Annotated in this window: 15 protein-coding genes and 2 pseudogenes; 7 read left to right on the forward strand and 10 right to left on the reverse strand. The window is 50.7% G+C overall.

The features are described from left to right. Nucleotides 1-6: 6 nt before the first annotated feature. The 4 genes and pseudogenes from QEN32_RS10405 to QEN32_RS10420 all read right to left on the reverse strand — a co-directional run. Nucleotides 7-984: pseudogene (locus QEN32_RS10405) on the reverse strand (CMD domain-containing protein); the annotation flags it as partial. Nucleotides 985-1,183: 199 nt separating this feature from the next. Continuing rightward, nucleotides 1,184-1,972, reverse strand: a complete 789-nt coding sequence (gene fabI / locus QEN32_RS10410; protein WP_000506497.1) for an enoyl-ACP reductase FabI — start codon at nucleotides 1,970-1,972, stop codon at nucleotides 1,184-1,186. A gap of 117 nt (nucleotides 1,973-2,089) precedes the next feature. Continuing rightward, nucleotides 2,090-2,384 (reverse strand): annotated as a pseudogene (locus tag QEN32_RS10415) (hypothetical protein). An 81-nt stretch (nucleotides 2,385-2,465) separates the two neighbouring features. Next, nucleotides 2,466-2,669, reverse strand: a complete 204-nt coding sequence (locus tag QEN32_RS10420) for a hypothetical protein (RefSeq protein ID WP_006724801.1) — start codon at nucleotides 2,667-2,669, stop codon at nucleotides 2,466-2,468. Nucleotides 2,670-2,703: 34 nt separating this feature from the next. Between QEN32_RS10420 and steC the strand changes: the two genes are divergently transcribed. Then, nucleotides 2,704-4,077 (forward strand): SPI-2 type III secretion system effector kinase SteC, encoded by a 1,374-nt coding sequence (steC, locus tag QEN32_RS10425; RefSeq protein WP_001116904.1) that lies wholly within the window; start codon nucleotides 2,704-2,706, stop codon nucleotides 4,075-4,077. A 466-nt stretch (nucleotides 4,078-4,543) separates the two neighbouring features. Then, nucleotides 4,544-5,251, forward strand: a complete 708-nt coding sequence (locus tag QEN32_RS10430) for an EAL domain-containing protein (RefSeq protein WP_001268407.1) — start codon at nucleotides 4,544-4,546, stop codon at nucleotides 5,249-5,251. 15 nt (nucleotides 5,252-5,266) lie between these two features. Here the strand turns inward: QEN32_RS10430 and sapF are convergent, their stop codons facing one another. The 6 genes from sapF to pspF form a co-directional block, all read right to left on the reverse strand. Next, the gene (gene sapF / locus QEN32_RS10435) at nucleotides 5,267-6,073 is read right to left on the reverse strand and encodes a peptide ABC transporter ATP-binding protein SapF (RefSeq protein WP_000230462.1); all 807 of its coding nucleotides are present in this window, start codon (nucleotides 6,071-6,073) and stop codon (nucleotides 5,267-5,269) included. A gap of 1 nt (nucleotide 6,074) precedes the next feature. Continuing rightward, nucleotides 6,075-7,067, reverse strand: coding sequence for a peptide ABC transporter ATP-binding protein SapD (sapD, locus tag QEN32_RS10440; RefSeq protein WP_001128869.1), 993 nt, complete (start codon nucleotides 7,065-7,067; stop codon nucleotides 6,075-6,077). Next, the gene (gene sapC / locus QEN32_RS10445; RefSeq protein ID WP_001146150.1) at nucleotides 7,067-7,957 is read right to left on the reverse strand and encodes a peptide ABC transporter permease SapC; all 891 of its coding nucleotides are present in this window, start codon (nucleotides 7,955-7,957) and stop codon (nucleotides 7,067-7,069) included. The genes sapD and sapC overlap by 1 nt, the downstream gene beginning before the upstream one ends. After that, a complete protein-coding gene (sapB, locus tag QEN32_RS10450; protein WP_000583298.1) occupies nucleotides 7,944-8,909 on the reverse strand; it encodes a peptide ABC transporter permease SapB in 966 nt (321 codons plus the stop codon). Before sapB ends, sapC begins: the two co-directional genes overlap by 14 nt. Continuing rightward, nucleotides 8,906-10,555 (reverse strand): peptide ABC transporter substrate-binding protein SapA, encoded by a 1,650-nt coding sequence (gene sapA, locus QEN32_RS10455; protein WP_001522791.1) that lies wholly within the window; start codon nucleotides 10,553-10,555, stop codon nucleotides 8,906-8,908. The genes sapB and sapA overlap by 4 nt, the downstream gene beginning before the upstream one ends. 111 nt (nucleotides 10,556-10,666) lie before the next feature. Continuing rightward, nucleotides 10,667-11,647, reverse strand: a complete 981-nt coding sequence (gene pspF, locus QEN32_RS10460; protein ID WP_265322086.1) for a phage shock protein operon transcriptional activator — start codon at nucleotides 11,645-11,647, stop codon at nucleotides 10,667-10,669. 170 nt (nucleotides 11,648-11,817) lie between these two features. On the opposite strand from pspF, the gene pspA reads away from it, so the two are divergent. The 5 genes from pspA to pspE all read left to right on the forward strand — a co-directional run bounded on the left by pspA (nucleotide 11,818) and on the right by pspE (nucleotide 13,760). Then, entirely contained in the window at nucleotides 11,818-12,486 is a 669-nt protein-coding gene (gene pspA, locus QEN32_RS10465) for a phage shock protein PspA (RefSeq protein ID WP_000511010.1), read from the forward strand. Nucleotides 12,487-12,545: 59 nt separating this feature from the next. Next, on the forward strand, nucleotides 12,546-12,770 hold the full coding sequence (gene pspB, locus QEN32_RS10470; protein WP_001274953.1) for an envelope stress response membrane protein PspB: 225 nt from the start codon (nucleotides 12,546-12,548) through the stop codon (nucleotides 12,768-12,770). Further along, nucleotides 12,770-13,129 carry an envelope stress response membrane protein PspC gene (gene pspC / locus QEN32_RS10475; RefSeq protein ID WP_000508938.1) on the forward strand — a complete coding sequence of 120 codons (360 nt, stop codon included), beginning with the start codon at nucleotides 12,770-12,772 and terminating at the stop codon, nucleotides 13,127-13,129. Before pspB ends, pspC begins: the two co-directional genes overlap by 1 nt. Before the next feature lie 22 nt (nucleotides 13,130-13,151). Then, a complete protein-coding gene (gene pspD / locus QEN32_RS10480) occupies nucleotides 13,152-13,370 on the forward strand; it encodes a phage shock protein PspD (protein WP_001097607.1) in 219 nt (72 codons plus the stop codon). Between the two features lie 75 nt (nucleotides 13,371-13,445). Continuing rightward, the gene (gene pspE, locus QEN32_RS10485) at nucleotides 13,446-13,760 is read left to right on the forward strand and encodes a thiosulfate sulfurtransferase PspE (RefSeq protein WP_080190044.1); all 315 of its coding nucleotides are present in this window, start codon (nucleotides 13,446-13,448) and stop codon (nucleotides 13,758-13,760) included. Nucleotides 13,761-13,827 lie beyond the last annotated feature (67 nt).

Raw genomic sequence — 13,827 nt, forward strand, 5'->3', positions numbered from 1 at the left:
GAGCCATTGTATCGCCTGTGTCAGCGCAGGCTCAAGCTCCCAACGAGCGATATCGTCGTCTTCCTGGCGTAACGTGATAACAGCGCGGCGCCACGCGCCAGGTTGGGTTGCCTGTTCGTTAAAGCAGGCGGCGCTGCCGTTGATACGTGATGTGAGGAGCGTGATAAGTGGAAGTAAAGAAGGGGGCGACGCGGTGTGTAATGTGCTGGTCAGTATGCGTTCGAGTAACGCGAATGAAGACGGATCGCGGATGAGTACCGGCGCCATCATTTGGCATTGTGAAGACGAATATTGCCGCCGAACTTTGGTATGGGCGGGAGGATATTCTACCAGACTGGCGGCGGGCCGCCATATCGTCTGGGGGTTTTGAAACCGCGCGGCCCTGGCAAAGCGCTGCATCTCCTGGCCGGGCAGTTCGCGCACGGGCAGACGGCAAAACGCCTGAAATATCGCCGCTACCCGCGCCTGAAAACCGATAAACCCAATGATCTGATTGATGAGTACGGTATCCCGGGCGGTTAATCCCACCTCTGCAAGCTGTTCGCGGGCCCGTGTATTGATAACGGAGGGGGAGCCGGCAAGCTGACGAGCGTATTGCGTAATTTGCGCCAGCCGTTGATTGCTCTCTCTTGAGGCGTCAGGGCCAGGTAGCGGCGCCAGACGCGCGGCATAATAGCGGCACAAACGCTGAACCCCAAATACCTGAGCGGCGGTCAGCGCGGTGCTCATACGTTCATAGGTGCTAAACGTATGAAGCCGGTCGTTGAGAACCGTGCGGGGAAATAAGACATCCGCCAACTGGCGAGCGGGCTTTAACCATGACTCAAAAGGCGTCAACGCGGTTTCTGATACCGTTAAATCCAGTAAAAAACGATCGTTAACATACGCGGCTTCCGGCATCAGCGAAAGCGGGGGTTGTGACGACATAGTGGATTGTGTTTCATGATACCAGTGGCTTTTACCCGCTTTTCGGCATTGTTCCATAGGGTTTCCCGAGGATGAAATGGCGATCGATAATGATTCGGCGTCGGATCGTTTATGCTGGATTATCCTGGCGTATGCGGGAAAGGGATGAAAGATTGTTAGGTGATAACAAATATCAGAACGCTATATAACGAGATGAGTGGTGAGTGAGGGGAATGGGGCAGCACAGCCGTGCCGCCCGCTAATAAACTTAATGCGCTTACTTCAGTTCCAGTTCATTCATTGCCGCAATGCTGAACCCGCCGTCAACATGGACGACTTCGCCAGAAATGCCTGCCGAGAGATCGGAACACAGAAACGCCGCTGAGTTACCCACATCTTCAATGGTCACGGTGCGACGAATTGGCGTAACGGCTTCACAATGCGCCAGCATTTTACGGAAGTCTTTAATACCGGACGCCGCCAGCGTGCGGATCGGGCCCGCAGAGATGGCGTTGACGCGAACCCCTTCCGGTCCCATAGCGTTTGCCATATAACGCACGTTGGCTTCCAGAGAGGCTTTCGCCAGACCCATGACATTGTAGTTCGGGATGGCGCGCTCCGCTCCCAGATAAGACAAGGTCAACAGCGCAGAACCCGGATTCAGCATGGTGCGGCAGGCTTTCGCCATGGCAACAAAGCTGTAAGAGCTAATATCGTGAGCGATTTTAAAGCCTTCGCGGGTAACCGCATTAACATAATCGCCGTCCAGCTGATCGCCAGGCGCGAAACCAATCGAGTGTACGAAACCGTCAAATTTCGGCCAAATGTTACCCAGCTCTGCAAACATAGCGTCAATGCTGGCATCTTCAGCGACATCACACGGTAAAACGATGCTGGAACCCAGCTGGGCAGCAAATTCTTCTACGCGGCCTTTCAGTTTGTCGTTCTGGTAGGTGAACGCCAGTTCAGCTCCTTCGCGGTGCATCGCCTGTGCGATACCGTAGGCGATGGACAGTTTACTGGCCACGCCAGTGACCAGAATGCGCTTACCGGAAAGAAAACCCATAGCTTTAATCCTTATAGTCATTGCTTATTTTTTGCTTTTACGAACAATGGTTAACAGCAACTTTTCAACATTATTCGAAATTAGTCTGAAATTATATCCCACTCCTGGCCCCGTGTGTCACGCTATTTTTCCGCCGCTATCTCCGGCAGGTGACGTTCTAAAACCACACGGTAACGAAGTCCCTGAGGATTTTGAGCACTCCCCAGGGCCAAACTGGCAAATCAAAGAGTCTAATGGGACAGGGCCCTACGGTGCAGTATACCAGCTGGTGTAAGGTTCGCCTCATCCAACCAGAGACACCGGGACGGATAGCAAGTACGATAGCGATGCGCCTTCCACCAGACAAATAAAGGTTCTGTAGGAAGCCAGAATATTCATCCGAATGGTTTACCTCACCTATTAGCGATGTTATATACCCTTCATACTTCAAGTTGCTTATGTGTTGGCTACGCTCGCTCACCCCAGTCACATAGTTATCTATGCTCCCGGGGACTCACTCCCTTGCCGCCTTTAAGCAACTCGAATTATTTTGGGTATAGACATGTAATTTTAACCAGCAAATGCTTAACAAAAATAATTTCTTTTTTAGGCGCTGTAGGTTTTCTCTATTTATTGATGCAGAGTAATACTGAATATGAAAAATTTTGGAAATCAGGTGATTACAGTAGTTACAAATCAGGTTTTTATATGTTTGCATGTGTATTATAATAAATTTTCAGAGGATGAGACATATGCCGTTTACATTTCATATCGGAAATCATAGTTGTCAGATATCAGAAAAGTATTTAAGAGATATCATCGATAATAAAAGAGAGCATGTTTTTTCAACGTATGAGAAATTCATAGATTTTTTCAGGAATATATTTACCAGTCGAAGTTTAATTTCTGATTATAGAGAGATATATAATCTACTGTGCCAAAAAAACGAGCGTCCAGATATTACGAAGCCTTTCTCGCTACGACCATTTTCGAGGCGAGATGAAGACTGTACACGATGGCGCCCCCTTCTTGGATATATTAAACTTATTGATGCCTCCAGACCTGAAACAATAGATAAATACACTGTAGAGGTATTAGCGTATCAAGAAAATACGTTACTACTAAAACTGTTTTACGATGGAGTATTAGTGACCGAGACGGAGTGTTCTGAGCGTTGCGTCGATTTTTTAAAAGAAACGATGTTTAATTATAATACCGGGGAAATTACGCTTGCCGCTTTGGGTAATAATCACCTGACGCCGAGCGAAGCTGGTAGTAATGGGATCTATGAGGCTTTTGAGCAACGTTTGATAGACTTCCTGACCACGCCCGCCACGGCGTCTGGTGATGAGAGCGGCGCTATTGATCAGACGGATACATCACAACCAGCGGCAATAGAGGCGTTTATTAATTCGCCGGAGTTTCAGAAAAATATTCGCATGCGTGATATTGAAAAAAATAAAATAGGTAGCGGAAGTTATGGGACAGTCTATCTGTTAAATGAAGAATTTGTTGTTAAGATTCCAATTAATGAGCGGGGAATAAAAGTGGATGTTAACTCTCCGGAGCATCGTAATTGTCATCCTGATCGTGTCAGTAAGTATTTGAATATGGCCAATGACGACAAGAATTTTTCTCGTTCGGCCATCATGAATATTAATGGTAAAGACGTTACGGTTTTAGTTTCAAAATATATTCAAGGTCGGGAGTTAGATGTTGAAGATGAAGATAACTATCGAATGGCGGAGGCGCTTCTTAAATCCCGGGGGGTTTATATGCATGATATAAATATCTTAGGTAATATTCTGATTAAAGAAGGGGTTCTTTTCTTTGTGGATGGCGATCAAATCGTGTTGTCACAAGAATCCCGGCAACAGCGAAGCGTTTCTCTTGCAACCAGGCAACTGGAAGAGCAAATTAAGGCCCATCACCTGATAAAATTAAAGCGGGCCGAGACCGAAGAAAATACTGAAGATATTGAATATTATAAGTCACTTATTGCGGATCTTGATGCGTTAATCGGAGAGGAAGAACAGACACCTGCGCCAGGAAGACGTTTTAAACTAGCCGCGCCTGAGGAAGGGACTCTTGTGGCTAAGGTATTAAAGAATGAATTAAAAAAATAGCATTTAGTTCCGTTCTTTTCTGCGAATCGCCGGGGGCTCATTCGCTACAGATTTACCGATCAATTATTGAGAGTTGCTATTCGTTTAAAGGTCGTTCGGGGGATCTGGACAGCCTGTAGCGGAGATGCAACTCGCCATTAGGGTTGGCGATGCCGCGCTGCCATAGTGGGTGAAATGCCACGCGATGGTGCAACACCATTAACTCGCCTTGATTTTTCCCCTCTGCCTGACAAGAAAAACATGGCTTTACGGATGGTCTCATGCCGTCATATTAGCGTTGTTCGGCGTAGTATGTAAATTTCCTTATAGCAATAGAAGAACATTCTCAAAACATAAAATTAGCAAGTTATCATGAAGTTAACATATATTGTTTTTTTCGATCATTTTTTATATATTGATCGTTTTTATTGATTGATTTGCGTTAAAAGCGCATTATCAGGGAGTTAAGATCAAGTGGAGTGGTCACATGCGCTATTTTTTTATGGCAGAGCCGATAAGGGCAATGGAGGGGGATTTACTGGGTGTCGAAATCACTACCCATTTTGCATCGTCGCCCGCTCGTCCGCTACACCCTGAGTTTGTTATCTCGTCATGGGACAATTCGCAGAAGCGCCGTTTTCTGCTTGATCTGTTGCGGACAATCGCGGCTAAACATGGCTGGTTTCTACGCCACGGCCTGTTCTGTATCGTAAATATCGATCGGGGTATGGCGCAGCTTGTCCTTCAGGACAAAGATATTCGCGCGTTACTACACGCCATGCTATTTGTGGAGCTGCAGGTCGCTGAACATTTTTCATGTCAAGATAACGCCTTAGTCGATCCTTTAATACACGCGCTTCATAAGCAACCTAATCCATTATGGCTGGGCGACCTGGGCGTAGGGAACGCAACCGCTGCGCCATTAGTTTGCGGGTGTTTTAGCGGTGTAAAACTTGATCGCAGCTTTTTTGTCTCACAAATTGAAAAAATGACGTTTCCGCTGCTTGTCAAACATATCCGGCGTTATTGTGACAAGATCGTGGTGGGTGGTCAGGAAAACACACGCTATTTGCCGGCGTTAAAAACGGCAGGCATTTGGGCAACCCAGGGCACGTTATTTCCTTCCGTTGCGTTAGAAGAGGTTGAAACATTGCTGTTGGGCAGTCGCATGAACACCCTCAGAGAATCGAACTGAGGGTATTTGTGTCGCTTAGCGATCCTTTCGCCATGCGTCAGCGGTCAGCGCCTCGCCAAAATGGCCTGCGATTAAACGGCGGGTAAGCTCATGTAGCGGAGAGGCGAGCACATCGGCGGTGCTGCCGCGTTCAACCACTTCCCCCTGATGCATCACTAATACCTGATCGCTAATATGTTTCATCATGCCGATATGCTGCGTGACATAGATATAGGAGATGCCTTGCTTTTCCTGCAATTCAAGCATCAGATTGATGAGCTGCGAGCGCATGGACATATCAAGCGAAGCCAGCGCTTCGTCCGCGATAATGACTTTAGGGCGTAAAATCAGCGCGCGGGCCAGGCCCAGACGCTGTTTCTGCCCCGGCGCCAGCATATGCGGGTAGTAGCTCACGTGATCGGGCAATAGCCCCACCATACGCATCGTCTCGACAATCTGTTTGCGCCGCTGTTCCGGCTCCAGATCGGTATTAAGGCGCAGGGGGAAGTCAAGGATCTGCGAAATACGTTGACGTGGATTCAGTGACGTTGAGGGGTCCTGAAAAATCATTCGAATACGTTGGCTTCGAAACGAATAGTCGCCGTAATGCAGGGGATGATCGTCAATAAGAAGCTCGCCGCTGGTGGGTTCAATCATGCCGGCCAGCATCTTTGCCAGCGTGGATTTGCCGGAACCGTTTTCGCCGATAATGGCCAGAGTCTGACGCTCACGAAGCGTAAAGCTTAATGGTTTCACGGCGTCGACGGTCTGGCGGCGAAACCATCCTGTCCGGTAGCGAAAGGTTTTACTCAGGTTGCGCACTTCAAGCAGAGTTTCCACCATATCACTCTCTCTCCATATTCAGCGGAAAATGACAGGCATAGAGATGATTTTTCGCGCCGGTTAAGCGTGGCGTGATAATACATTCTCGTTGCGCGTAAGGGCAGCGCGGCCCCAGACGACAACCTATCGGTAACTGCTCCAGTAGCGGGATCGCGCCCGGCAGCGTATTCAGACGGCTTTTATGCGGCATCGCGCTGCCAAAATCCGGAATCGCGCGGATAAGCGCCTGCGTATAAGGATGATGTGGCGTCGTCACCAGATCTTTACTTGGCGCGGTTTCTACCGTCTGGCCGCAGTATAAGACGTTGATTTTGTCAGCCCACTGACTCAGCATTTGCAGGTCGTGGCTAATCAACAGAATGGTGGTATTACTGTTTTGATTCAGTCGGGTCAACAGGCGAAAAATTTGCGCCTGCGTCGTCGGTTCCATTGAGTTGGTGGGTTCATCAGCGATCAGGAGTCGCGGTTGATTCGCCAGCGCGATAGCGATCATGACTTTCTGACACTCGCCATCGGTCAGTTCATAGGGAAAACTGCGCATCGCGTCTTTATGATCTTTAATTCCCACCCGGTGCAGTAATTCAATTGCACGCCGTTTACGCCAGCCTAAACGCTGCCACCAGCGGCCTTTATAGGTCCAGGCGGGAATATTTTGCATTAGCTGGCGGCCGACGCGTTCGGAAGGATCAAGGCACGACTGCGGCTCCTGGAAGATCATCGACACATTATGCCCGACCAGCTTACGCCGTTCACGAGAGGAGAGGCGCAGCAGATCGATATCATCAAAACGCATACGGTCGGCAGTGACTCGCCAGTTGTCTTTCGCGACGCCGCAAATAGCTTTAGCAATCAAGCTCTTTCCGGAACCCGATTCACCTACCAGGCCGCGAATTTCGCCTTCGCTTAATGTCATACTGACGCGATCGACCGCTTTTACCCAACCTTCGCTGGTTTTAAATTCAATGGTGAGATTGCGGATATCCAGTAACGGCATTATTCCACCCCCGCAATAATCGCACGACGAATCCCATCTCCGAGCAGGTTTACCAGTAAAACACTGAGCGTTATCGCCGCGCCGGGTAGCATAACGGTCCACGGCGCGACATAGATTAGCTCCAGCGCATCCCCCAACATGGCCCCCCATTCAGGAGAGGGAAGCTGCGCGCCGAGATCTAAAAATCCCAGCGCGGCGATGTCCAGAATCGCCATCGACAGCGCCCGGGTAATTTCGGTGACCAGACCGGCGGTAATATTCGGTAAAATGGCGAACCACAGAATATTCAGCGTTGTCGCGCCATCCAGACGGGCGGCAATGACGTACTCTTTTTCCAGTTCATCATGCACCATGCTATAGACGGAACGTACCATTCGCGGCAACAGGGCCAGCCAGACGGCAAACATCGCGTGTGACAGATGTGGGCCGGCAAATGCCACGACGATAATCGCCAGCAAGAGCGAAGGGATGGAAAGCAGCGTGTCCAGAATATGGTTCAGTACGGCAGAGCGTAAACCGTGCGTCGCGCCTGCCACTACGCCGAGGACTAATCCACATAGCGTAGCCGCCAGCGTTACGATAAACGCGCCGCCGACCGTGGGCGCCGCGCCGCTTAACAGGCGGCTCAGCACATCGCGCCCCAGATCGTCAGTCCCCAGAAAAAAGGAGACTTCGCCATAGCGTGACCAGGAGGGCGGCAGTAGCTGATAGCCCAAAAATTGCTGATCGATACCATAGGGCGCGATCCAGCCGCCAAAAATACACAACAACGCCAGACCGGCGCATCCATACAGACCCACCATCGCAGGCGCGTCGCTATAAAATTTACGCCAGGCAGTGCGCAGGGTGCCTGGCGGGCGCTTTTCGCTGTATACGCTATCGTAAGGCATACCATTCCTTATGTTTCAGAGGGTTAGCCATAGCACCCAAAATATCGGAAATCACATTGACCACAATAACCAGCGACCCAATGACCATCACGCCAGCGGAAATAGCGGCATAGTCCTGCTGACGAATGGCGTGAATTAACCATCGTCCCAGTCCTGGCCAGCTGAAAACCATTTCGGTAATCATCGCCAGCGTTAACATGGTTGAAAACTGCAGGCCAAGACGGGGAATGACCGGCGGCAGCGCATTATGCAACACGTGACGGCGTAAAATCGTAAAGCGCGACAAGCCGCGCGTGGCCGCCGCTTTAACGTAGTTCTGATCGTAGACCTCAATAGTGCTGATTCGCATCAGGCGGATCACTTCTGTGGTCGGCGCGACGGAGAGCGTGAGCACCGGTAAAACCATATGCCGTATGGCGCTCATCACCATTTCATCGCGCCACGGCGAATCTGAAATCCAGGCGTCAATGATGGCGAAACCGGTAACCGGTTTAACTTCATAAAGCAGGTCAAATCGCCCGGATACCGGCAGCCACCCCAGCGTGAGCGAAAAGAACAGTGTGAGCAGAAGGGCCAGCCAGAAAACCGGAATTGAGAAACCTAATAGCGCCAGCGCGCTGATAAAACGATCCGGCCATTTGCTACGCGTCACGCCAGCCAGCATCCCGACCGGGATGCCGACCATCAGCGCAAAACCAAAGGCGAGAATGCACAGCTCCATCGTGGCGGGAAACACCTCTTTAAGCTGTTCGGAGATCAGCTGGCCGTTAATGCTGGACACGCCAAAGTCCCAGTGCAGCAGACCGTTGAACCAGAAAACCCAGGCATTCCATAATGATGCGCCTTGTAGCGGCGCGTGCGGCGTAAAATAGCTCAGGCTAAAGCCGATAAAGGTCAGGAAGAATAGCGTCACCAGCAACAGCAATAACCGACGCAGGGTGAAGATAATCATGGTTTTTTCACCTCTTCGTGTTTTTCGCGGGAGACGCCGGCAAAAGACGCATTGCCGAACGGGCTTAACACCAGCCCTTTAATATCGTAGCGGTAAGCCTGCAGGCGTAGTGATGATGCCAGCGGCAGTATCGGCAGCTCTTTCTCCAGGATATTCTGCGCTTCCTCATATGCTTCTATGCGCGAAGCCAACTGCTGCGACGACAGTGCTTTACGCAGCACGCTGTCAAATTCAGGGTTACACCAGTGGGCGAAATTGGTTTGCGAATTGATGGCCGCACAGCTTAACAGTGGTCTGAAAAAGCTATCCGGATCGTTGCTGTCCGTGGCCCAGCCGGATAAGGTCAGATCGTGATTCATATCCATCAGGCGCGCCTCCTGAAAACGACCTTCAACCGGCACAATGACCACTTTTACGCCAACCTGCGCCATATCCGCCTGAATAAGCTCCGCCGTTTTTAGCGGACTTGGGTTCCAGGCCTGAGAACTGGTCGGCACCCAGAGATGCAGCGTAAGATTCTCAATGCCCAGCGCTTTTAGCTGTTCGCGCGATTTTTCCGGATTGTACTCCGTAATTTTGGCATCGTTATCGTAAGCCCATGAGGCTCTCGGTAAAATGGAGGCTGCGGTTTCCGCCGTGCCGTAATAAATCGACTGCATCAGACGCTGGTTGTTGATCGATAAGGCCAGCGCATGGCGCACTGCGGGATTATTCAACGGCGGCTTATCGGTGTTAAAGGCCAGATAGGCGATATTCATCCCCGGGCGCAACGTCAGACGTAAACGCGGATCGTCGCGTAAAATAGTTAGCTGGCTGGCGGCGGGCCAGGCCAGAACATCGCATTCACCGGTCAGTAATTTCGATAAACGCCCGGTACCGCCGGAGCCTAAATCTACCACCACTTGCGGCATCAGCGGTTTGCCGCGCCAAAACCCATCGTGGCGCTGGAGACGAATAAACTGCCCGGCACGGTACTCCGAAAGCTGGAAAGGCCCGGTGCCGACCGGTTGGCGGTCTAGCAGTTCCTGACGATCTTTTCGGCTAAGCTGCGCGGCGTACTCAGCGGACATGACGGAAGCGTAGTGTGTAGCCAGATGCCATAAAAAGGAGGCGTCTGGCTGCGTCAGGCGAAACTCAACGGTGTTATTGTCCAGCTTACGCACGCTTTTTACATTGTCGGCGAACTGTAGGCTATCAAAGTAGGGGAAGCTACTGCCGTTGATGTTATGCCACGGATGCCGACGATCAAAAATCCGCTGAAAGGTAAAGACGACATCATCAGCATTGAGTTTTCGGGTCGGCGTAAACCAGGCGGTTTTTTGAAAGGAAACGTCGCGGCGCAGGTGAAAACGGTACGTTGCCCCGTTATCCAGCACTTCCCAGCTTTCTGCCAGCTCTGGGACTAAACGATAAGTATAGGGATCGACATCCAACAGACGGTCATATAACTGGGCGGCCAGGGTATCGACGATGAGGCCGCTACTCGCTTTTTGCGGATTAAAGGTGTTGACCTGCCCGCTGACACAATACACAAAGCCGCTATCGCGAATATCTGCACTCGCAGTTTGTTCGGGCGTAGTCGCAGCCGTAGCCTGACTACTCAGTAGACCCGCTATCACGATCAGAGACGATAAAACCAGGCGCATAATAGTTAAGTTTTTGAAGTTCAATTTGCAAAGTGTATCGCACTTCGGCCCGCCACGTAAAAATGTCGGTGGATAACTGGCGTAAATGTCGTCAATTAGCCGGAGAAATAGCTAAAGCTGATGCTTTTTAAGCAAGGCGCGAAACTGGTGGTAGGTGAGCGCCAGCAAATCGGCGGCTCGTTTCTGGTTAAATTTCGCCTGCTGTAAGCTACGTTGCAGCAGCGCTTTTTCCTGTTGCAGTTGAAACTCACGTAATTTGAGCGGCAGGTCAGGCGTGACGGATGCCGCTGGCAGGGCGGGCGCGGGCGGTTCAGCGGGATGGCGTTGAAAAGGATCGATAACAATTTCATCCAAAGGATGTTCACTGCTGCCGTGGCGATACACTGAACGTTCGACTACGTTTTTCAGCTCGCGGACATTACCCGGCCAGGCGTAATGCAACAACGTTTCTTTTGCCCGATCGGTAAAACCGGGAAATAAGGGCAGACGTAGTTCACGACACATCTGAATAGCAAAATGCTCGGCCATCAGCATGATATCGCTCTGGCGTTCGCGCAGCGGCGGCAGTTGTACAACATCAAAAGCCAGCCTGTCGAGCAGATCGGCACGAAATGTCCCTTCCTTCACCATGGCGGGTAAATCGGCATTAGTGGCGCATACTAATCGCACATTAACCTGTAACGGCTGGCTGCCGCCGACGCGCTCTAGCTCGCCATATTCAATCACCCGCAGCAGCTTTTCCTGTACCAGCACCGGCGCTGTCGCCAGTTCATCCAAAAACAGCGTGCCGCCATCGGCGCGTTCAAAGCGACCGGGATGGCGTTTTTGCGCCCCGGTAAAAGCACCCGCTTCATGACCAAACAGTTCGGAGTCCAGCAGATTTTCGTTAAGCGCTGCGCAGTTAAGCGAGATAAGCGGCCCCTGCCAGCGTGAAGAGAGATAGTGCAGGCGATTGGCGATAAGTTCTTTACCCGTCCCGCGTTCGCCAATAATCAGCACTGGCTTATCCAGCGGCGCGAGCCGGGAGACTTGTTCCAGTACTTCAAGAAAACGGTTTGCCTCGCCGAGCAGGTTATCTTTAAATTCAGCCATGATGAAAATCGCCACTTGTTAGTGTTTTTCACCACTTTATCCTTTTTTGCTGGCGAGGTAAAACGAAATAATTCCTTTGCTATCAGTGACATGAAAAGTTGGCACGTAAATTGTATTAATCATGTAGCAGGGCATCGCCCGTTATCAGAACATTATGTGAGGATTGAATTATGGGTATTTTTTCTCGTTTTGCCGACATCGTGAACGCCAATATCAATGCGTTGTTGGAAAAAGCGGAAGATCCGCAGAAGCTGGTGCGCCTGATGATTCAGGAGATGGAAGATACGCTGGTGGAGGTTCGCTCGAACTCCGCGCGTGCTTTAGCGGAAAAGAAACAGTTATCCCGTCGCATTGAACAGGCCACGGTTCAGCAGACCGAGTGGCAGGAAAAAGCGGAACTGGCTCTGCGCAAAGATAAAGACGATCTGGCGCGCGCCGCATTGATTGAAAAACAAAAGCTGACCGATTTAATTGCTACGCTTGAACAGGAAGTCACGCTGGTGGATGACACGCTGGCGCGCATGAAGAAAGAGATTGGCGAGCTGGAAAACAAACTCAGCGAAACACGCGCTCGCCAGCAGGCGCTGATGCTGCGTCATCAGGCGGCGAGTTCTTCCCGCGATGTCCGTCGTCAGCTTGACAGCGGCAAACTGGATGAAGCCATGGCACGGTTTGAATCCTTTGAACGTCGTATCGATCAAATGGAAGCGGAAGCGGAAAGCCATCGTTTTGGTAAGCAGCAATCGCTGGACCAACAGTTTGCCAACCTGAAAGCCGATGATGAAATCAGCGAGCAGCTGGCGCAGTTGAAAGCCAAAATGAAGCAAGATAATCAATAATGACAATGGCGGCGCCGGTACGCGCCGTCGCTCATCAGCTTTAGGTGTAAGGAGAACGCATGAGCGCGCTATTTCTGGCCATCCCGTTAACCATTTTTGTGTTGTTTGTGTTACCGATTTGGCTGTGGCTGCATTACAGCAACCGCGCCGGTCGAGGAGAACTGTCGCAAAGCGAGCAGCAACGCTTACTGCAACTCACAGACGATGCGCAACGTATGCGCGAGCGCATTCAGGCGCTGGAAGACATTCTTGATGCAGAGCATCCGAACTGGAGAGAGCGCTAATGGGTGGAATCAATCTGAATAAAAAACTATGGCGTATGCCGCAAAAGGGCATGGTACGTGGCGTTTGCGCCGGGATCGCCGACTACCTTGATGTACCGGTAAAACTGGTGCGTATTCTGGTCGTGCTGTCGATTTTCTTTGGGCTGGCGTTTTTTACCGTAGTGGCCTATATCGTTCTGTCTTTTGTACTGGACCCTATGCCGGATAATCTGGCCGCAGGCAAACCGCAGCCGACCAGCGGCGAACTGCTGGATACCGTAGACAGAGAGCTTGCCGCAGGCGAAAAGCGTTTGCGAGAAATGGAACGCTACGTCACGTCAGATACGTTCACACTGCGTAGTCGTTTCCGTCAACTGTAAGTGATATATCGGGAAGGTGAAGATGAATACTCGCTGGCAACGCGCCGGGCAGAAGGTGAAGCCCGGCTTCAAAATAGCAGGTAAGCTGGTTCTGTTGACCGCGTTACGCTACGGGCCTGCCGGCGTGGCGGGATGGGCGGTAAAATCCGTCGCCCGTCGTCCGCTAAAAATGTTGCTGGCGTTTGCGCTGGAGCCAGTACTTCGTAAGGCGGCGAATAAAATTTCGCAGCGTTACAAATAGCGAGTCTGGTCATAATATTTCGTTAAGCTCTGGCGTATAGTGTGTGCGAAATACATTGCGTGTCAGGACGGAAGTATGTTGAAAAAAGGAATATTTGCGTTAGCGTTATTCGTAGCCATGCCGCTTTATGCCGCAGAATACTGGATAGATGTCCGCATTCCGGAACAATATCAGCGTGAGCATATTCAGGGCGCGATTAATATCCCATTGAAGGAGATTAAATCTCATATCGAAACGGTAGTTCCAGAAAGGAACGATACGGTAAAGTTATATTGCAACTCCGGACGACAGTCGGGCATGGCAAAACAAATGTTGCTTGATATGGGGTATACGCACGCGATGAATATGGGCGGCATCAGTCGTCTTGATATGCCGAAAGTAAAAAAATAGATAATCTATTGCTCAATACTCATACTAACCGCGGCGCTTAATGCGCCGTTGTTGATCTCTCCGGGTA

This window comes from Salmonella sp. SA14318 (assembly GCF_029866905.1).
GTDB classification, from domain to species: domain Bacteria; phylum Pseudomonadota; class Gammaproteobacteria; order Enterobacterales; family Enterobacteriaceae; genus Salmonella; species Salmonella enterica.